At 70.8% G+C, this 18,730-nt stretch carries 18 protein-coding genes and 1 pseudogene; 16 read left to right on the plus strand and 3 right to left on the minus strand.

What is annotated here, in order from left to right:
- Positions 1-473: 473 nt before the first annotated feature.
- From OHV05_RS34770 to OHV05_RS34780, 3 genes are all read left to right on the plus strand, one after another.
- Positions 474-710 carry a hypothetical protein gene (locus OHV05_RS34770; protein ID WP_405021299.1) on the plus strand — a complete coding sequence of 79 codons (237 nt, stop codon included), beginning with the start codon at positions 474-476 and terminating at the stop codon, positions 708-710.
- Positions 707-937: an NUDIX hydrolase gene (locus tag OHV05_RS34775; RefSeq protein WP_405021300.1), complete on the plus strand. Its 231-nt coding sequence runs from the start codon at positions 707-709 to the stop codon at positions 935-937. Before OHV05_RS34770 ends, OHV05_RS34775 begins: the two co-directional genes overlap by 4 nt.
- Positions 938-1,010: 73 nt before the next feature.
- Positions 1,011-1,466, plus strand: a complete 456-nt coding sequence (locus tag OHV05_RS34780; protein WP_405021301.1) for a MarR family winged helix-turn-helix transcriptional regulator — start codon at positions 1,011-1,013, stop codon at positions 1,464-1,466.
- A 3-nt stretch (positions 1,467-1,469) separates the two neighbouring features.
- Here OHV05_RS34780 and OHV05_RS34785 read toward each other — a convergent pair whose 3' ends face one another.
- Positions 1,470-2,525 (minus strand): LLM class flavin-dependent oxidoreductase, encoded by a 1,056-nt coding sequence (locus OHV05_RS34785; protein WP_405021302.1) that lies wholly within the window; start codon positions 2,523-2,525, stop codon positions 1,470-1,472.
- Between the two features lie 543 nt (positions 2,526-3,068).
- On the opposite strand from OHV05_RS34785, the gene OHV05_RS34790 reads away from it, so the two are divergent.
- The 4 genes from OHV05_RS34790 to OHV05_RS34805 all read left to right on the plus strand — a co-directional run bounded on the left by OHV05_RS34790 (position 3,069) and on the right by OHV05_RS34805 (position 6,874).
- A complete protein-coding gene (locus OHV05_RS34790; protein ID WP_405021303.1) occupies positions 3,069-3,500 on the plus strand; it encodes a DUF6228 family protein in 432 nt (143 codons plus the stop codon).
- Positions 3,501-3,815: 315 nt separating this feature from the next.
- On the plus strand, positions 3,816-4,394 hold the full coding sequence (locus OHV05_RS34795; RefSeq protein ID WP_405021304.1) for a DUF998 domain-containing protein: 579 nt from the start codon (positions 3,816-3,818) through the stop codon (positions 4,392-4,394).
- A 485-nt stretch (positions 4,395-4,879) separates the two neighbouring features.
- Positions 4,880-5,563, plus strand: coding sequence for a hypothetical protein (locus OHV05_RS34800; RefSeq protein WP_405021305.1), 684 nt, complete (start codon positions 4,880-4,882; stop codon positions 5,561-5,563).
- Positions 5,564-6,034: 471 nt separating this feature from the next.
- Positions 6,035-6,874: an IS5 family transposase gene (locus OHV05_RS34805; protein ID WP_405021306.1), complete on the plus strand. Its 840-nt coding sequence runs from the start codon at positions 6,035-6,037 to the stop codon at positions 6,872-6,874.
- Positions 6,875-7,018: 144 nt separating this feature from the next.
- On the opposite strand, the gene OHV05_RS34810 is transcribed toward OHV05_RS34805, so the two are convergent.
- On the minus strand, positions 7,019-7,507 hold the full coding sequence (locus OHV05_RS34810) for a hypothetical protein (RefSeq protein WP_405021307.1): 489 nt from the start codon (positions 7,505-7,507) through the stop codon (positions 7,019-7,021).
- Positions 7,508-7,857: 350 nt separating this feature from the next.
- On the opposite strand from OHV05_RS34810, the pseudogene OHV05_RS34815 reads away from it, so the two are divergent.
- From OHV05_RS34815 to OHV05_RS34850, 8 genes and pseudogenes are all read left to right on the plus strand, one after another.
- A pseudogene (locus tag OHV05_RS34815) lies at positions 7,858-9,101 on the plus strand (IS701 family transposase).
- Positions 9,102-9,274: 173 nt separating this feature from the next.
- The gene (locus tag OHV05_RS34820; protein ID WP_405021308.1) at positions 9,275-9,607 is read left to right on the plus strand and encodes a helix-turn-helix domain-containing protein; all 333 of its coding nucleotides are present in this window, start codon (positions 9,275-9,277) and stop codon (positions 9,605-9,607) included.
- Positions 9,608-9,614: 7 nt separating this feature from the next.
- A complete protein-coding gene (locus OHV05_RS34825) occupies positions 9,615-11,825 on the plus strand; it encodes a hypothetical protein (RefSeq protein WP_405021309.1) in 2,211 nt (736 codons plus the stop codon).
- Entirely contained in the window at positions 11,822-12,529 is a 708-nt protein-coding gene (locus OHV05_RS34830; RefSeq protein WP_405021310.1) for a helix-turn-helix domain containing protein, read from the plus strand. Before OHV05_RS34825 ends, OHV05_RS34830 begins: the two co-directional genes overlap by 4 nt.
- A complete protein-coding gene (locus OHV05_RS34835) occupies positions 12,526-12,738 on the plus strand; it encodes a hypothetical protein (protein WP_405021311.1) in 213 nt (70 codons plus the stop codon). Before OHV05_RS34830 ends, OHV05_RS34835 begins: the two co-directional genes overlap by 4 nt.
- Complete coding sequence (locus OHV05_RS34840) at positions 12,735-13,013, plus strand: hypothetical protein (RefSeq protein WP_405021312.1); 279 nt, start codon at positions 12,735-12,737, stop codon at positions 13,011-13,013. The genes OHV05_RS34835 and OHV05_RS34840 overlap by 4 nt, the downstream gene beginning before the upstream one ends.
- 43 nt (positions 13,014-13,056) lie before the next feature.
- Positions 13,057-15,690: a Helicase associated domain protein gene (locus OHV05_RS34845; protein ID WP_405021313.1), complete on the plus strand. Its 2,634-nt coding sequence runs from the start codon at positions 13,057-13,059 to the stop codon at positions 15,688-15,690.
- Between the two features lie 177 nt (positions 15,691-15,867).
- Complete coding sequence (locus tag OHV05_RS34850) at positions 15,868-16,737, plus strand: hypothetical protein (RefSeq protein ID WP_405021314.1); 870 nt, start codon at positions 15,868-15,870, stop codon at positions 16,735-16,737.
- A gap of 338 nt (positions 16,738-17,075) precedes the next feature.
- Here OHV05_RS34850 and OHV05_RS34855 read toward each other — a convergent pair whose 3' ends face one another.
- Positions 17,076-17,453, minus strand: coding sequence for a glycine cleavage system protein H (locus OHV05_RS34855; RefSeq protein WP_405021315.1), 378 nt, complete (start codon positions 17,451-17,453; stop codon positions 17,076-17,078).
- A 560-nt stretch (positions 17,454-18,013) separates the two neighbouring features.
- Here OHV05_RS34855 and OHV05_RS34860 point away from each other — a divergent pair.
- Positions 18,014-18,205: a hypothetical protein gene (locus OHV05_RS34860; protein WP_405021316.1), complete on the plus strand. Its 192-nt coding sequence runs from the start codon at positions 18,014-18,016 to the stop codon at positions 18,203-18,205.
- Positions 18,206-18,730: the final 525 nt, after the last annotated feature.

Consider the following 18,730-nt stretch of genomic DNA (forward strand, 5'->3'; position numbering starts at 1 on the left):
CGCGACCAGCGGGCGCAGGAGGAGCGCGGGCGCCGCTGCCCGGTGTGCGCCCGCTGCGCGGCGAAGTTCTCGGACGAGCGGTGGGCCGAGCGGGAACGAGCCCACAACGATGACAGGCTCTGCGCCGACTGCCGCCAGGCCGACGCCGACCAGCGGGCCCGCCAAGAGGCCGAGCACAAGCAGGCCGCAGCCGAGCCGCGGCAGCTGCCACCGCCGCCGAGGCGAAGCGCACCAGGCCGCGGTGGCGCCGCTGACCAGCCGCCGCCCACTGCTCCCCGGTGCGGGTCGCTGACCTGCACTGGGGAGTTTGGGCACCCCGTCTGACCTGCGCCGGTGAGTTTACTGTCGGGCCGGGTGAGTTTCGGTCCGCAGCGCCGGCGAGGTCGGCGGCCCCGGACCGGCCTGCGCTGGTGAGAATCGGGTGGGGTGGGCTGTTCGGGTGAGAGCGGTTGCTGGGCAGGAGTGGGTGGGCAGTGGTGCGGGGTGACGACTCCTCGAGCATCCACCGGCGCGCCCGCCGTCGGCGCCCTCGCTCGGCCACCCCGGCCGGCACCACGACCGTCTTCGCCACCGAGCACCAGGCCCCGGCCGCGCCCAACCGGCTGCGCGCGTGCTGCCGGACCTGGACCAGCGAGCACCGCCTTCTCGGTGGCACCGTCGTGCGCACCGCCTGGCACCAGCCGACCTGCCCGGACGGGGCGGCCCGATGACCGCCCCGGCCATTGCTCCCGCCGACTTCGCCGCAACGCTGCCGCCGCACGCCGTCTCCGCCACCGTGCTGCTCACTGACGCGGAGGATCGCATCCTGATGCTGTACCGGGCCCGCGCCTACCCGGGCCATCCGGCGTGGTGGCAGCTCTCCGGCGGCCTGGGCGATCTGGGCGAGCAGCCAGCCGCATGGCGCCGTCGCACCCCCTGCGCCATGCGCTCCACCTGAGGCGCGGCCCGGGCCCGTGAACCCAGGCCTCCGCCGACGTGCTCCGGCCGGTGGCTCGGTACAGTGTGGAGCCATGCGGCAGCGAGAGCGCGAACGCGCACTGTGGGACGCCTTCTTCCACATGGACGTTGAGCTGTGGCAGGTGCTGACCCGCAGGCTCCAGGCGGACACCGGGCTGTCCGAGCCGGACTGGCAGGTTCTGGATGCGCTGGGCAACGCCGAGGGCCACACGCTCCGCTCGTTCGAACTGGCGAAGACGCTGATGTTCGGTAAGAGCCGACTCCATCAGCACGTCGGACGCATGGAGCAGCGAGGTCTGGTGGAGCGGAGGCCGGTGCCCGGTGACGCCCGCGCCACGGTGGTGTCCCTCACCCCGGACGGCCTGTCGGTGTCCCGCCGGGCCCGGGCGTACCGTGCCCGGCACATCCGGGAGGAGCTGATCGGCGGCCTCACCACGGACGAGGTGGAGCAGCTCATCGCCATCTCCGACAAGATCCGTGCTCATGTGCGCCGCGACCAGGCGGGCTGAGGATCACTCCCAGACGGTGGTGGGGATCTCGGCCCGCAGGACGGGGGCGACCTCGGCGAAGAACCGTTCGAGGTAGCCGCGGGTGACCGCCAGTTCGGTGGTGTAGGTCGAGAAGAACCCCTCCACCCCGACGCCGAACACCTGGTTGCCGAACTTCCGCTGCAGGCCGAGGAGTTTCTCGGTGATCTGCTCGGCGGTGCCGACGAGCGCGGATCCGTTCTCGACGAAGTCCTCCAGGGACTCGAACGGGAAACGGGCGCGCACGCGGTAGTGCTCGGCCACCGAGGCCTCGAACATCGGCCGCGCGATCGCCAGGGCGTCCTGGGAGCGGTCGGTGATGATGGGGGAGTGCACGCCCACGGCGACCAGTGCGTGGTCGGGATCGTGGCCGTGGAAGGCGAGCCGCTCGCGGTAGTGGGCGACCAGATCCAGGTAGTGGTCGACGCGGTCCGTGCCGTTCGCCGAGTACAGCGGATCCCCCCAGCGCGCCGCCAGCTCGGTGGACCGCTTGTCGGTGGCCGAACCGTGCCACACCCGGGGCGCCGGCTGCTGGAGCGGCCGGGGTTCGAGGGACGCCTCGGTCAGCTTCGGACGGTAGCGGCCCTCCCAGGTGACCTTCTCCTCCCGCCACAGCCGCCGGAGCAGCTCGTACCCCTCCTCCAACCGATCCCACAGGTCGGCCGGGTCGACCCCGAAGACGCTCGGCGCGACCGCGTCGCCGCCCTTGCCGATGATCAGGTCGAGCCGTCCTCCGCTGAGGTGGTCGAGCGTGGCGTAGTCCTCGGCGGAGCGGACGGGATCGGTGAGCGACAGCACCGCGACCGTGGTGACCAGGCGGATCCGGGACGTCCGGGCGGCGATGTTCGACAGGATCACCGCAGGTGACGATGACAGCAGCTCCGGATTGTGCCGCTCGCCGATCCCGAACGCGTCGTACCCGACCCGCTCGGCCCACAGCGCGAGATCGATCAGCTCGGTGAACCGCTCCGTCCGGCTGAGCGGCGGGCTTCCCAGTCCCCTGCTCTTCCTCGGGACCAACGTGCTGGCCAGGAACTTCACGACCACACTCCTCTCGTTGAGTTCACATGTGAACTCTGGAGGAGATGGCTCCCCGCGTCAAGACGCGATGGGAACGCGGTCGACACTGAATCACGGCGCCGGTGCCAGATCGGGCGTCCGCGGTGAGGTTGACGGCGAGCGGGTGCTGCCCGGCGGCCGAGCTGACTGACCGTCGGCGCGTCGAGGCGGCCGGGCCAGGACGGAGGGGCGAGGGTGAGCCGCCCGCCCGCCCGCCCGCCCGCCCGCCCGCCCGGGACGGTGCGGTTGGCCCCCCTGCGGGAGTTCAGCTGCCTCCAGGAGGGCGCTTCATCCCTGTGCGGTGCTGATGGTGGTTCATGTGCCGCGCCACGTCGGGGCGGATCGCGTTGCCTTGCGCCCCGATCGGCTGGGTGGCTGCGTAGGCGAGAACGAAGAGCGCTTGTTGGTCAGAGCCGGCAGCACCAGGTGCCTGATGGAGTCCCAGATGTTGATGAGAAGTGGCAGCGGCTCCGGCGCCTGGAAATGGTGGTGACGTCGACCTGGGGCGTCCGTATCCTTCGCCAGGTGAGTCTGATCGAGATGGTTCCAGGGCAGGTCGAGCTCGTCGTTCAGGGGGCAGGTGCGTCGGCGGCCTCTGTCCGGATGCTCGATTGGTCGCGGGCAGAGTACGAGGTCGCCTTCGCCGTGGAGGCCATCGATGACGGTGTGCGTGCGCGGCTTGAGGCCGTGACGGTGACCGTCTGGGACAACATGTCCGAGTTCTTCGATGGCCTCGCGCGCGACTTCGGTGGTTGGGAGGGCGAGCGGGTCTGGGCCAACAACCACCTGGTCGTGACAGCTACGTTCGGCTCGGGCGGTCATGTGTATCTGGGCTGGACCCTGCGGTCCGGATTCTTCCCCGGTGACTGGAGCTGCGCTGTGACGACCGTGATCGAGGCCGGCGAGGGGATGACGGCTGCAGCCGCAGACCTGCGGGAGTTCCTGCGCGAGGAGTAGGTCCTTGACAGTCGGCCCGTCCCCGCACTGTCTCAGCCGACGGCCTGCTGTTCGGCGCGGGCGCGCTGGTTGAGGTCGCTGTGGCGGGTCTTGGGTGTGCGCGGGGAAGGTCGGCCGGGGATTCTGTGGGGCGCGGTTCGGGTTCTGGTGCGCTTCTCGGGGTCGGGCGTGTGGCCGTCGTCCCCGGCCCGCCCGCCCGCCACCGGACCGCGCCCGGCCGCCGTAGGTGTCGATGTTTGTCAACTTTGGTTGACATTACCCATGTCGTCAACCTAGGTTGACGACATGGGTAATCAAACGCTGCTTGCCTGCGGGATGGCCGCCGGCCCCCTCTTCACCGTCGCGTACCTGCTGGAGGGCGCCGGCCGCACCGACTACAAGTCCGCACGCCATCCGGTCAGTTCCCTCGCACTGGGACGCGCCGGGTGGACGCAGACCCTCAACTTCCTCGTCGCAGGTCTGCTGACGCTGGCTTTCGCCGTGGGCCTGTGGCGCGCCGGGCCTCCCTGGGGTGCACTGCTGATCGGCATCTGGGCGGTCGGCCTGCTCGGCGCGGGAACCTTCCGCACGGATCCGGTGGGCGGTTACCCCGTCGGCACTCCCGATCAGCTCCGACGTCCCAGCCGCACCGGATCTCTGCACGACCTGTTCTCCTTCGCCGGGTTCCTCGCCCTCGCCGCGGCCTGCCTCGTCTTCGCCTGGTCCAACTCGCCGGGATGGGCCCTCTACTCGATCGCCAGCAGCGTGCTCTTCGCCGCCACGATGGCGCTGGCCGGTACCGCGTTCGGCCAGCATCAACGCTGGGTGGATCGGGGCGGACTGATCCAGCGCCTCTCGCTGACGATCGGCTGGACCTGGCAGACGCTGCTCGCTGTGAGCGTCCTTCCGGCCTGACAACCACCTCCCGCCAACGGGCTGAGCCCCGCAGGTCAGTGGCCGGCCCCGCGTCCCGGCCTGGGCCCTGTGCTCGGGCTCCCGGCTCCTGGCCGCCGTGGCTGCGCCGGGCGGGGGCTCGCCGCTGTGCGGCTGTGGCGGGTGCTGCTGCGCCGGGGTGTGGTCGGCGTCCGGTTCCTTCCCGGGCCCGAGGCGGTGCTTCCCGGGCGTGGGACAGGCCCGGGACAGGGGTGTCCCGGGCCTGTCCCACCGCCGTCCCACCGTGTCCGGTTATGTCCGTTTCGCTGGGACGGTCTCAGGTCATATCCCCAGGTCGGAGTGCTTTCGGTCTCGGCCTGAGACGGGGCTGGGACATGCCCTCGCGGCGGGGCCGTCCCGGCCCTGGCTGACCCGTCCCATCGAAGTTTGATCTGTCTCACCGGAGTTCGACTGCCAGGGATTCGTCTCATCGGAGGTTGATGTCGCAGGTCAGGTACGGTTCGGGCATGATCGACAGTCTTCCTCCTGACGTTGCTGTGCCCGGTGAGATGCTGCTGGCCGGCTACTTCGTCGCGGTGCCCGAGCCGCTCAACGGCTCGGGCCTGCCCCGGGCGGCGGGGCTGACCACGGCGTCCGGCTGCCTGGCCGACCGGCTCCCGGAGGACGGCTGCTGGTTCGGTACCGCCTCGGAGGCGCTGGAGGCCTGCCTGCCCGTCCAGGTGCCAGCCACGGCCCGCTTGTACGCCCTGCTGGTGCCCGCCGACCATGTCGGTGGCTTCGTCGCCGACATGGTCGCGGCCGGGACGGACGAGCCGGTACTGCTCGCACACCTTGACCGCCGGGCCGGCCGGCCCGCCCGGGAAGTGGCCGAAGGCGGGCGCGAGCTGGGCTGGGAGGTGCTCGGCTACGACATCGGCATGCTGCACAGCTGGCTCTGCAACAACCTGTACGAGGACGGCGTGCGCGAGCTCGGCGTGGCGACCGACGACGACCGTGGCCTGCTACCCGATCGGGAGGCCGCCGTGCGGGTAGCGGCCTGGGCCAACGCCCGCGGTGACACCAAGCCCGTCACATGGTTCCCCGCCGCCCTGGTCGAATGGGACACCCAGGTCGAGGGACGGACCGGCCCCGCCGTCACCGAGACCGCAGTACGCCGAGCGGCACAGCCCTGGTGGCGCCGGATCTTCTAGCGGAGCAGGCCGGGCTGCGCGGTCGGGGTGCCAATCAAACTCCGCGGAGACTCGTCAAAGTTCATTGAGACGGGTCAGGGTCGTCCCGGTCTGGATTGTTGTCGGTGGGTCAGGCCGCCCGGGGCCCGGCCGTAGCGGGCGCCGGTGCGTCAGGCCGTTGTCCGGGCCGGGCTGCTGGCCGCCGTGCCGTCGTCCGGGGTGTCGAGCGGCTGCCCCTGGTCGCCGTTTCCCGTCGCTGGGACGGTCTCAGTGGGCGTTTAGCGAGCTTTGCTCCGTCATGCGACTTTCAGCCCTGACCATATTCGTGCTGCTTGCCCGATATCGGAAGTCTGTCCTGACCTCGGCCGCCGACATGACTGTCCGTCTCATCCGCTTCTATGCCTGGAAGTCCGTCTGGTTTGAAGAAGTCATAGAACCGCCCGCAGGGCGGCGGAACGGAGCTTTCCGCCACACTCATGCAGACGCTGTGGCGTGAGCCAGCGGAAGCCGTACCCCAGCGACCTGTCCGACGCCCGATGGGCCCTGATCGAACCGAAACTGACGGCCTGGAGGAAAGCCCGACTCGACCGCAGGCCCACCGGCAAACCCGCCCAGGTTGAACTGCGCGACGTCTTCAACGCGATCCTCTACATCAACCGCACCGGAATCCCCTGGAAGTACCTCCCCCATGACTTCCCCAACCACGGCACCGTCTACGCCTACTACGCGGCCTGGCGCGACGAGGGCGTGTTCGCGGAACTCAACTACGACCTGACCGGCCTGGCCCGCGTGAAGGAAGGACGCAATCCCGAACCGACCGCGTCCGTGATCGACACCCAGAGCGTGAAGACCTCCACCAACGTGCCTCTGACCAGCCAGGGCACCGACGCCGCGAAGAAAATCGTCGGCCGGAAACGAGGCATCATCACCGACACGATCGGACTGATCCTCGCCGTGACCGTCACCGCCGCGAGCCTGTCCGAGAACGCCCTGGGAATCCACCTCCTCAACCAGGCCAAGAAGACCTACCCGAACCTCACCAAAAGCTGGGTCGACACCGGCTTCAAGAATGCCGTGATCGAGCACGGAGCCGGCCTCGGAATCGACGTCGAGGTCGTCCACCGCAAATCCGACGTCCGCGGCTTCCACGTCGTGAAGAGACGCTGGGTAGTCGAACGAAGCCTGGGCTGGCTCATGCTGCGCCGCCGGCTCGCCCGCGACTACGAGACCCTGCCAGCCAGCTCCGAAGCCATGATCCACATCGCCTCGATCGACAACCTCACCAAACGCATAACGGACGAGACCACACCAACCTGGCGAGGGACCTACTAGGGCATAAAGGGCAATCCGCCCACATCAAACGCCCTCTCAGAGTCTGGGCAGTCGGCCGGGTCGAGAGCGCGGTCCGCTGCGGCTTCGGCTTGGCGGTGTCGCTGTGCCCGGTCTCTACCTGCCGCGGCGGGCCGGCCAGGCGGACTACCGGGGCGCCACCCTCGGCTCACTCGGCCGGCCGCTGACCGGGTCGACGGTGAAGACCGTGATCTCCTTCTCCGCTGTCACCATGATCTGGTCTGGCCCGGACCACTCGGCGCTCTTGAAGTAGCCGCGTCCGTCTCCCTCCTCCCACACTCCCAGATCCCAGTGGCGGGCGGACCAGCCGCTGTCGGTCAGCAGCTCCACGCGGTAGACCGGGTCGATCGAGAAGGCAACGTTGGTCACGGTCAGCACATGGTCCGGGCGGTCCGGGCCGGCCTTCTGGTCGACTGCCCGTCCTTCACCGTTCAACGCGAACGACAGGAAGGCGATCGGTAGCCCGACGACACCGAGGGCCACCACGGCGGCTGCGCAGCCGATCTGCGACCACCTGGTGCGGAACTCGAACCCGACCACCGCCGAGGCCACGGTCAGCACGACTGCGGCCCCGAGCAGCAGCACCGGGTGGTCGAACCAACGCTCGACCTCCACCAGTCCGCCCGAGTGGGAGGCCTGAAAGCCAGGCAGGTACGCCAGGAGCGCCACCAACGCCAGACCTCTAAGCCACCACGCGATCCACCTGCGACGTGTCGCTGCCATCCGTTCCCCCGGGTGATCGTCTGCGCGGACTGTACTACGGGGCGCGCGCCTATGTGCTTGGTCAAGGGGGTCGGTGAGCCGGCACTCCAGCCGCAGGTCTTGGTCTTGCTGGGTGAGACCGGTCCGCACGTGGAGAAGGCCTCCGTTGATCATCGCAAGTTGTGTCGGCAAATGAAGATCAGCCGGTGGCCGTGGGCCACAACGTGGACCCTGCCCGGTGGCAACCGGTATGCGAGGGCCTGATGGCCAAGGTGGCGGACCGGTTCGCCCGGGTGGAACCGCGCCGCCGGGCGCGGGCGTTCGTGCTCGGCCTGCTCGCGGACCTGCCGAGAAAGAACTGCTGGACGATCGCCGAGCACGTCGGTGACGCTAGTCCATCCGGCATGCAGCACCTGCTCAGCCGGGCGCCCTGGGACGCCGACCAAGTGCGAGACGACATACGGGACTTCGTGGTAGACAACCTCAGCGACGAGACTGCCGTGCTGGTCGTGGACGAGACCGGCGACCTGAAGAAGGGCGCCGAGAGTGTCGGTGTCCAGCGCCAATACACCGGGAATGCGGGCCGGATCGAGAACTCCCAGGTCTGGGTCTACCTCGTCTACTCCGCCTCGGTCGGGCACGCCGCCATCGACCGCCGCCTCTACGTTCCCCGCTCCTGGACCCAGGACCCCGACCGGTGCCGTGCGGCCGGCATCCCCGACGACCTGCGGTTCGCGACCAAGCCCGCCCTGGCCACCGAGATGATCGCCAAGGCCCTGGACGCCGGCGTCCAGGCCGCGTGGGTCACTGGCGACGAGGTCTACGGGGGCGACCCGCACCTGAGTACCGAGTTGGAGCGACGTCAGATCGGCTACGTGCTGGCGGTCTCACGCAAGCGGCCGATTGCCACCCGCGCGGGCATCTTCCATGCGGGCGTGCTGGCCCACGGCTTGCCGAAACGGGCCTGGCAGCGGCTGTCGGCGGGGGCCGGGGCCAAGGGGCACCGCTTCTACGACTGGGCCCAGGTTGACATCGATAGCCCGCCCGGCAGCCCCGGCCACTGGTGACTGCTTGTCCGACGGAACCGACGCACCGGCGAACTCGCCTTCTACCGTTGCTACTCGCCCTGCCCTATCTCGCTGAGCGCCCTGGTCAGGGTGGCGGACGGCGCTGGACCGTGGAGGAGACTTTCCAGGCCGCCAAGGGCCTGGCCGGACTCGACGAGCACCAGGTCCGCCGCTGGGTCTCCTGGCATCGCTGGACCACCCTGGCCATGCTCGCGCACGCCTTCCTCGCCGTCACCGCAGCCATCGAACGGGCCGCGAACACCGCGGCGGCAGAACTCGGCCCGCTGACCTGTAACGAGATCCAACGGCTGTTCGCGGCACTGCTCGCCCGCCACGCCGGCGATCTCGCCCATCGACTGCGCTGGTCGACCTGGCGCCGCCGACACCAAGCACGAGCCCGCACCAGCCACTACCGGCGACAAACAGCCCAACTACCGTGAAGATCACGATCTACAGCCGGAGGACTAGACCATTGGAATGGGTCTAGACCACCTGCGTTCGGAGTGTCCAAGCAGCACTCGCCTCGAATGAGGCTATATTGCGGTGTATATGCGATTAATTATGTGCGCTAGATGCGGTGAACTGTGCTACCTTTCCCGCATGGAGGTATGTGATGAGTGAGATCTACGCGGCGGTGGACGCGCTGCTGGCCAAGGCCCGGGACGGCGGGGACCTGCCAGTGCCCGCCGAGCGGGAGCGGCTGCGCAAGGCCGCAGCCCTGACCCAGATCGAGATGGCCGCCGCGCTCAAGACCCGGCGGGAGACCTTCGCCAAGTGGGAGAACGGCACCGCGCAGCCGCGGGCCCCCAAACGCGGCGCCTACGCCTTCCTGCTGGCGGGCCTGGCCGACATCCACGGCACCGAAGGCCCGGACGGCTGGCTGACCCCCGCCCGCCAGGCCCGCCCCCTCGACGCCGACACCACCGCGACCACGGAAGGGGAGTGACACCCTGATGGACCGCCAGACGTACACCGCCGAGCTCGCCGGCCTGCGCGAGCTGCGCACCGAGATCGGCCAGGCCGAGAAGGCCGTCGCCACCGCGCGGAAGGAGCTGGACAAGCTCACCGCCCAGCGCTCGCGCAGGGTTGCCGGGCTCGCGGGGTACGAGGCTGCCAAGGCCGACGCGGTTGCCAAGGCGTCCGGCCTCACCCTGGCCGACGTGGTGCGGATCGCGCCGCTTCTGGACCCGACCCCGGCCGCCCTGCGCACGGCCAAGGCCGAGGACCAGGCCGTCGTCGTTCCCGCCGCCGCGCCCGTGCAGGTCCCGGTGGCCGAGCCCGCGCCGCCGGTCGGTGCCCTCGCCCCGGTGCTGACCCGCCCGGCTCCCGTTGTTGCCGAGCAGCCGGCCCCGGCCGCCGTGACGGCGGAGACCCCGGACGAGGTCGAGGACCAGGCCGTCGTCGCCGAGCAGCCGTCCGAGGTTCCCGCTGCGCCGGTCGCTTCGGTCCCTACACCGGTACGTCCGGTGGACGAATCGGGGGTGCGTGAGCTGCCGTCCCTGCCGCAGGGCCCGGACGGCGCTCGCTTCGAGGCCGTGACCACGGGCCTGGTGTCCAAGCGCCCGGCCTTCACCCAGAAGGCCCGCTCCACGGTGTTTCTGGACGCCGCGAAGGGCGAGCTGGTGGCCCGCGACCAGGTTGTTCGGCTCACCCTCGGTGCCCGTACCCCGGGGGAGATCCTTGATGCCGTGCTGGCCGCCGCGCCGGGAACCGAGCGGATCTACGTCACCACCGGTGACCCCTGGCACGACGGCGCCGAGCGGTACTCCACGCTCAAGGACGCGGTGGCGGCCTGGCTCAACACCCCTTCCGAGCGTTGGACCACCGCGACCGGCCGGGGCCGGGACCAGCTCGCCGGGCACTTCGTCCACCAGCGCCAGCCCGTCGGCCGCTACGCCCCCCACGCGCAGCCGGACGGCGACATGGTGGAGATCCGCTCGATCGTCGAGTGGTTCGACCCGGCCGGCGCGGACGCGGCGACGGTGCGGGACGCGTTCCGGCTGCTGTGGCAGGCGCTGCGCCGGCACTGGGACGACGCGGTGCTGATGGGCTCGCCGTCGCAGACCGGCCGGGACCTGTGGACCCGCACGATCCCGCTCAAGGGGAAGTGGGCGGGCGGCTACCCCGTCATGAGCGAGGAGCTGCGCGGCCTGCTGCACGCCACCGCCGGGCAGGGCCGCACCGAGCTGATCCTGCCGCCCCGGGTCCCGGCCGAGCTGGACCGGCTGGTGGAGCTGGACGCCACGTTCGCCTACGGCAAGCAGACCTGGAAGAGCGGGGTCGGCCCCCCCGAGCGCCTCACCGCAGGCCGGTTCGCCGCGCTGGCGGAGAAGGAGCAGGCGAAGGCCCTGATGTCCTGCTCGCACTGGAACGTGCGCGTCACCGTCCCCGACGGCTGGGAGCACGTCGGGCTGCTGCCCGCCCCGGTGCCGGGGGAGAAGGCGTGGGCCTATCCGGCCGAGCCCGGATCGACGTTCACCACCTGGGCGGGCGGCGCGGAGATCCACCTGGCCCTGTCCAACCACCTGATGCCGTGGAAGATCGAGGTGCTGGACGGCCTGGTCTGGGAGGACGGCAAGCCGCTGGACGACTGGGGCAAGAAGCTCAAGTCGGCCTGGGCGGACCTGACCAACCTCTCGAAGCTGCACGGCGACGAGCGCCAGCGCAAGGCGGCCTTTCTCGCCTCCCGCGCGGTCCGCGCCATCCTGCTGTTCGGGCTCGGCGGTTTCGCCCAGCGCCCCCGGATGGTCTCCGGCTCCACTCCGGCGGGCGAGCCGCTTCCGGCCGGGGCGGAGATCCTCGGTCAGGACGGCGGCCTGGTCACGTGGCAGCGCTCCACCGGCTTCTCCCGCGACCCCAATGCGCACCCGGAGTGGGCGGCCCGCGTCTGGTCCGGGGCGCGGGCCGCGTTGCTGTCCACCCGGATGCGCGAGGACGACGTCCACGTCGGCGCACTCCACCTGCCCGCCCGCAGCATCGTGGCGTTCCGCACCGACGCCATCTACACCACCGAGGACGTCTCCTGGCCCTACCACGGCCAGCCTGGCGACTTCCTGAAGAAGGGCCACCTGCCCGGACCCGTCGCGCCCCCGGCCACGGTCGAGGACCTGATGGCCCTGCGCGACCTCGGCCGCACCCACTACACCCAGGGAGGTGACCGGTGAGCCCCGCCGACCCGACCAACCCGAACGAGGCCGCGCAGCTCACCCAGCAGTTGATCGACCAGGGCTACACCAAGCGCCAGGTCGCCAAGATGCTCGGCCGCGACGCCTCGCTCATCTCGCAGTTCTTCACCAAGGGCAAGGGCGCGAGCATGGTCAACGCGCTGCGCCAGGTGGTCCGCGCGGTGCGTGGCGGCGAGCGGGACGAGGAGGCGCTGTCCGGCATCGCCGGGGCGAACACCAAGCGGCGCACCACCAAGGGCGGCCAGAAGGCCCGGGTCCGCGGCAAGGACACCATCGGCACCCCGGGCGGCAGCATGGCCGGCCGCGCAGGCAAGCAGGCCATCCGCTCCGGCGCCGCCCACCTCGCCCCGGTCGTCCACGAGACCGGCCAGGCCGGCGGGAAGCTCGCCTTCACGGTGCGGATGAAGGCCGACCAGTACGTCTACTCCGCCGGATCGGAGAAGGACTCCGGCGGTGTGCGCCGCGGCTTCATCCCCCGCTCGGACGGAACGGAGGAGCGCACCTACGGCTCCAGTTCGTCCGGTGGGTTCGACGCAGCCGAGTGGTCCCAGCGCGTCGCCGACCACCACGGGGATGTCACCGAGGCGATGAAGGAGTGGCTGGTGGAGACCGGCCGCGCGGTCGAGGACGCCGACATCGCGTACCTCGAGGTTCGCGCCTGGGTCCCTGAGGACAACGGATGAGCACCGAGCACAACGGGCGGCTCAGCGCCGCGAGGCGGGCTGAGTTGCGCACCATGGCGCTTGAGCTGGGGGACAGCGGCCACACCGTCAGCCAGATCGCCTGGAACCTGCGCACCTCACCCAGCACCGCCCGCCGGCTCCTCACCGAAGCCACCCGGGCCCAGGACAGCACCGCGCCCGGCCGCGGTGATGAAAGGACAGCCGGATGACGGAGCATCCGATCTTCGGTCAGCCGAGGCCGGCCTGGTTCTGGGGTTCCGCCGACAAGCTCGCTGTCCTGAAGGAGGCGGCTGCCAAGGCCAAAGTGACCCTGCACCAGGACATCGAGCCCTCGGTCGACGATGCCCAGGGCCTGGAGGAGGCGCTGGCCTCGATCCTGCTGCGGCGCGGGTTCGAAGCCGACTGGTCGATCAACGCGTTCGGTTCCCTGGTGGAGGAACTGATCGGCTACCTCCACCAGTACGCCTACCCCGACGAGCACTGACCCGCCCCCCGCATCACCCGGCAGACGAAGGAGACTCCGCGCCGTGGACACCACGACCACCACCACCGCCACCGCCACCGAGCAGGACGTCCCGGCCGGGCTGCGCGGCCCGGCGTCGCTGCCCGCCCAGGCCGAGCCGCCCGTCCTGGTGAACCCGCTGCCGCTGCACTGGTTCCAGGAGGACGCGGTGGCGGCTGCGGTGAAGGCCGTGAAGAACGGCGGCCGCGCCACGATCGTCGCCGCCACCGGCTCCGGCAAGACGCTGATCGCCGCCGGCTGCGCCCGCCGCCTGGCCGCGAGGGGCCGGGTGCTGGTGCTGGTGCCGACGATCGAGCTGCTGGAGCAGACCGCCACCGCCTGGTCGCTCAAGGGCGGCCGCCGCGGCCTGGCGATCGCCGCGTGCTCGCGGGCGGAGGCACTGGAGAGCGCGGAGGCCGGCGGCCGCCTCCACGCCCGGGTGACCACTCAGGCCGCGCGGATCGCCGACCTGGTGACCAAGATGAAGGCAGGCGAGCCGGTCACCGTCTACGCGACCTACGCGTCGCTGGAGCGGATCGTCACGGCGCACAAGGAGTTCGGGCTCCCGGCCTGGGACGCCGTGATCATCGATGAGGCGCACCGGACGGCAGGCTCCGAAGGTAAGGCGTGGGCGGCGATCCACTCCGACGAGAAGGTCCCGGCCACCCGGCGGCTGTACTTCACCGCCACCCCGAAGATCGCCGACGACTCGAAGGCGAAGCCAGGCCTGGCCGACCTCACCGCCGCAGGCGACGGCCAGGACGTGGAGCGGCTGCCCGCGCTCTGCTCCATGTCGGACACCCGCATCTACGGGGAGACGGTGTTCACCTGGACGCTGGGCCAGGGAATCGAGCACGGCTACCTCGCCGACTACCGGGTACTCGTACCCGTCGTCACCGACGAGGACCTCCGGGAGCTGCTCAACCTGCCCGCCGTCGCCGACCTGCGCTCCCAGAGGTCGAACGAGGAACTCCTGCGCCTGGCGCTGCAGATCGCGGTGCTGCGCGCGGTCGCCGACCTGGAGCTGCGCCGGGTCATCACCTTCCACTCCCGGGTGCAGGCGGCCCGGGAGTTCGCCGCGACCATGAACGCCACCGCCGAGCTGCTGCCCGTCGCGGACCGGCCCGAGCGGGTGACCGCCCTCGCGGTCGCCGGCTCCGACAAGCTCAAGGACCGCCGGGCCGCGTTCGCCACCTTCACTGCCACCACCGGCGAGCGGCCCGGCGAGGAGGGCGAGGAGTGCTGCATCATCTGCAACTCCCGCCTGCTGAACGAGGGCATCGACGTGGCCGCCGTGGACGCCATCGTCTTCGCCGACCCCAAGTCGAGCGTCATCGACGTGGTCCAGGCCGTCGGCCGGGCCCTGCGCCAGGCGTACCGCCAGGGCAAGGTGTCGTGGGTCATCATCCCCGTCTACCTCCCCACCCCCGAGATCGGCGACGACACCGCCACCACCGACCCCGCCAAGGTCACCGAGGCCGGGGAAGCGGTGAAGGCCGAGGCCGACGACGAGATCGAAGCCAGCTCGTTCCGCACCATCTGGCGCGTCCTGCGGGCCCTGGCCGCGCACGACGCCCGGGTCGTCGGCCGGATCACCGAGCTGCGCACCAAGCGGGCCGGCGAGAAGGAGGACGTCGCCGAGTCCGAGGCGGGCGAGGAGTCCGGCGAGGCCGGGGACGCCGAGCAGCCCGCCCAGGAGTCCCCGGTCGACTGGCTGCGGATCAACGCCCGCAAGCACGCTGCCCAGATCCTGCAGACGGTGAAGCTGCGGGCGTTCAACCCGCGCGCCACCGAGTGGCAGCGGATGTTCGGCCTGGCCGCCGCGTTCCACACCGGGCACCGTCACCTCGACCCGACGGACAAGACGCGGGACGGCGTGCTGGTCTCCTGGCTGGACCGCCAGCGCTACCTCAAGGGCGCCGGCCTGCTCGCCCCGGTGCGGATCAACGAGTTGGACCAGCTCGGGATGATCTGGGACAAGCACGCCCGTTCCTGGGACCGCGGCTTCGCCCACGCCCGGGCCTGGGCCGAGACGCACGGCCACCTTGCGGTCCCGGCCGCCGAGAAGCTCGACGGCCACGCGGTGGGTGCGTGGGTCGGCCGCCAGCGCAAGAACGCGAAGCTGACGGCCGCGCAGGACGCCAAGCTGACCGCGCTGGACGCGATGTGGCGGATCGAGCCGGACTGGAACCGCTCCTACCGCCGCCTGCTCGCCTACCTCGCCACCGGAGGCACCCTGGACGGCCCCGCCAACCGCACCGGCGGCGAAGCCGACCCGACGTTCCGCCCGGGCGCGTGGCTGCGCAAGCAGGAGAAGGCCACCGCCGACGGGAAGCTGACGGTCCAGCAGATTACCCTGCTGGACGCGCTGTCCACCGTCCAGGCCGAGCAGCAGGTGCAGGAGCAGCGCCAGGGCGCGGTGGACGCCTCGGTCACCTGGTTCGCCGACTGGATGTGCGGCGCGTGCGGTGAAGGGGGCGATGCCCAGTTCGAGGACGGCACCAGCGTGGACGCCGACCACGACTGCGACAGGGGCGACGGTCCCGAGATCGGCTGGGAGGGCCGGGCCGAGTGCTCCGCCTGCGGCTGGGCCACCGAGACCGATTTCACCGACGGCGAGTACATCGAGTCGAACCACGACTGCGCAGGCGACCAGTAGCAGCACCACCCACAGGGGCGGCCCGGCCCACTTGGCCGCCCCCGCCCACCCACCCGAGCCGGAAGGCAGCACCCGCGATGACCGACACCATCCGCCCCGCTGGAGCTGCTCCCCACCCGCAGCCAGCCGCTGCCCGCCCACCGGGACCTGGGCCGGGCGATCCTCGACTCGGCGCTGGTGCGCGGGGCGATCTGGCTGCGCTGGTCCGGCCACGACGGCATCCGCACCCTCCACCATGGCGCCAGCCTGGCGCGCGGCTGGGTGGAGAAGGACATCAACGGTCTGGTCGGCTGGGCGGCCCTGGTCGACGGACGGCTCGTCGTCACCCGCGACAGCGATGGCCGTAGCCAGCCGGTTCTGCACACCGAGTCGTGGGAGGCCGGAGCGACGCTCCACGCCGCCCTCGCCCAGCACCCCGCCCGCCCCGACGACGACCAGAGCACCGACGAGGACGAGAGCGAGGGCCAGGAGCACGGCCTGCTCGGCGAGACCAGTACCCGCATCCGCCGCCAGGCAGCCGGCTTCACCCTGGCTGCCGTCGACCAGGCTCTCGCCGACGCCCATATCGACCTGCGCGCCGCCGGCCGGTACGCCGCCGACGGCGTCGAGAGCGCCGTCGCCCACGCCGCGCTCGTCTACCAGGAGTGGCAGCGCATCCGCGACGAGGCCGCCACCACCGGCCATGAGACCTACGACCAGGACCACGACCTCGGCCTCCAGCGCGCCCAGACCGCCACCCGCCACCGGCGCGACGTCGCGGACCGCGCCGCCGAGGCCGCCTACCAGGCCCGGCAGCGGACCGACGCCGCGCACCGCCAGCTCGCCGGAGCGGCCGCCGAACCCCTCTGCACCGCCCTTGACCGCGCCGGCCTCTACTTCCTCAACGAGGCCGACCACCAGGCCGTCCGCGACATCACCCGCCACCTCGACCCCGCCACACTGCGCCAGGTGATCGACTGGCTGGAGCGCACCCGTATTGCGGCTCTCGCCCTGCGCGGCGAGCAGGCCGCGCCCACCCGGCCCGTCGTACGCCGCAGCGGTTTCTGACACTTCACCGGGCCGAGCCGGGCGTACGGCAGCGGGCCCCGGACTTCAGGCGGTTTCCAGCGGTCGTCGCAACACGCAGTCAGTGTTGTCTTCCCGGACGGTAGCAGCAGGGAAGCAGGCGCCGAGCCGTTTCGGCCCGGTGATCTGACAACGGCAACGGTGCGACGGCTGGCGCCAAGGAGTCGTCTGGGCCTCGTTGCGCTCGGCTCGTCGCACCGGGCGCCGGGCGGGCGCTCGCGAAGGCCGCCCGGCTCAGGGGCGGGCCGACGTGGTGAGCGCGCCACCCGGATGCGCGGGGCGGGGCGGCGCCTTCCCGCGAGGGTGCCGCCCGGCCGGTGCTATTCGGCGAGGAACTTCTCGTACTGGGCGGCGGTGAGCAGCTCGTCCAGTTGCTTGGCGTCGGACACCTCGATCTTGATGAACCAGGTGGTGTGGGGTTCGGTGTTGACGGATTCCGGATCGTCGGCGAGGTTCTCGTTGATCTCGATGACCTTGCCGGCGACCGGCATGTGGATGTCGGATGCCGCGAGGACCGACTCAACGGTGCAGAAGTGGTCCCCCTGTTCGAGCTGGGCGTCCACCTTCGTTTCCATCACCACCGAGGTGAGGTCCTGGAGTTCCCTCTGCCCGCAGTCCGTGATACCGACAACGGCCGTCTTGCCGGTGACCTCGATCCACTCGTGGTCCTGGGTGTACTTGAACTTGGTGGGGTACATGTCTGCCTCCGTAGGTGTCGCTACGGGCTCAGCGTTGCGCACCTTCCCGGCTCCGGGCGGGATGCTCACCCGAACGAGTGAGCCGCGCGCCGGTCGGCCCGCCGCATCGACACCGCGTTCCAGCCTCACCCCATCCGGTTCGCCGGCCTGGCGCTCCGGCCGAGGGCCCGAACCGCCGGACTTACCCCACTGGCTGCGTCAGTGACAACTGACTCCGTCGGAAGGTCAGTTCTGACTCCGCCAGGCGATCTTGGATCGCAGTTTCCGGATGGGATCTGACTCCGGCTCGGCTGCGCTGGGGCCTCCCTCGGAGTCGTGATGGTGGCCAGCTTTCGTGGCATGGGCCAGCACGAATCTCCCGCAGACGACCACTTGAGTCATCACTCCTCGTGACTGCTGACGAAGCGGCGACGACTGTCCGCCCGTTTCCTTCGGCGTGCTTGATCGTTGGTGCGGGTGTACCGCCGGCTGACTCATCTCGGAGGCCTGGGACGTGTGCCACGTCGATCGGGTCCCCAGCAGCCAGCCCGAAGACGGACTGCGACCACACGGAGGACAGCATGTCGGACCAGGACCTGAGCAAGTTCCTAGACACTTTCGGCAAGAAAGCGGCCCCTGACGCCGAGGCCGACGCCGATACCGACGCCAAGGCCGACGGCGTGGTCGATCCGGAGGCGAGCACGACTCCCACCACCCATGGGCGCCGCTCCGCCGGGCCCGGCGGCGAGGACCCCTTCCGCCCCAAGAAGTAGTCCAGCAAGCGCGCACAACGGCAGACGCCCCCGACCGTGCGACTCGGAGCGAATCGCACCCGGGCGGTACCCGCCACCAGACGGCTCCTGGAACCAGTCATGGTTCCAGGAGCCGTCTGCATGCATGCGACGTCCCTCCTGCCGGTCCCGTCTCCGCGGAGGGAAGGCGGCCTGACGGTGGCTGAGATCGCCCAGACCGCCGAGCATGCCCGCCGCTGACGTGCCGTACGCCTGAGCACCCCAGATGATCGCCATCAACGCTGATCATGGCGACGGCCGCCAGGCCCCGAAGCAGCGGGACTCCGACACGGATCAGCGACTTCGCGTTCACCGTGTGCGACTTCTCGCTGATCGCCACTGCCCACTCACACCGCCCCGGACCCATCCGATCCACCAGACTTCACTCACGCTCAGTGACATCGGCCGCTCGTCAGCTCCCGCCCAGCCAGCCGCTCCCGGGTGTCGGTGGCCAGTTCAGACTCCCCGCTCGCGGCCACGTGACGGGGAGTCATCTGGCCGCGGATG

This window comes from Kitasatospora sp. NBC_00070 (genome assembly GCF_045041205.1).
GTDB lineage: Bacteria > Actinomycetota > Actinomycetes > Streptomycetales > Streptomycetaceae > Kitasatospora.

What these genes read in the sequence shown, in the direction of transcription:
- OHV05_RS34775 (WP_405021300.1), top strand. Translation starts at nt 707, where the DNA reads ATGACCGCCCCGGCCATTGCTCCCGCCGACTTCGCCGCAACGCTGCCG.
- OHV05_RS34780 (WP_405021301.1), top strand. Translation starts at nt 1,011, where the DNA reads ATGCGGCAGCGAGAGCGCGAACGCGCACTGTGGGACGCCTTCTTCCAC.
- OHV05_RS34795 (WP_405021304.1), top strand. Translation starts at nt 3,816, where the DNA reads ATGGCCGCCGGCCCCCTCTTCACCGTCGCGTACCTGCTGGAGGGCGCC.
- OHV05_RS34800 (WP_405021305.1), top strand. Translation starts at nt 4,880, where the DNA reads ATGATCGACAGTCTTCCTCCTGACGTTGCTGTGCCCGGTGAGATGCTG.
- OHV05_RS34820 (WP_405021308.1), top strand. Translation starts at nt 9,275, where the DNA reads ATGAGTGAGATCTACGCGGCGGTGGACGCGCTGCTGGCCAAGGCCCGG.
- OHV05_RS34825 (WP_405021309.1), top strand. Translation starts at nt 9,615, where the DNA reads ATGGACCGCCAGACGTACACCGCCGAGCTCGCCGGCCTGCGCGAGCTG.
- OHV05_RS34835 (WP_405021311.1), top strand. Translation starts at nt 12,526, where the DNA reads ATGAGCACCGAGCACAACGGGCGGCTCAGCGCCGCGAGGCGGGCTGAG.
- OHV05_RS34840 (WP_405021312.1), top strand. Translation starts at nt 12,735, where the DNA reads ATGACGGAGCATCCGATCTTCGGTCAGCCGAGGCCGGCCTGGTTCTGG.
- OHV05_RS34855 (WP_405021315.1), bottom strand. Translation starts at nt 17,453, where the DNA reads ATGTACCCCACCAAGTTCAAGTACACCCAGGACCACGAGTGGATCGAG.
- OHV05_RS34860 (WP_405021316.1), top strand. Translation starts at nt 18,014, where the DNA reads ATGTCGGACCAGGACCTGAGCAAGTTCCTAGACACTTTCGGCAAGAAA.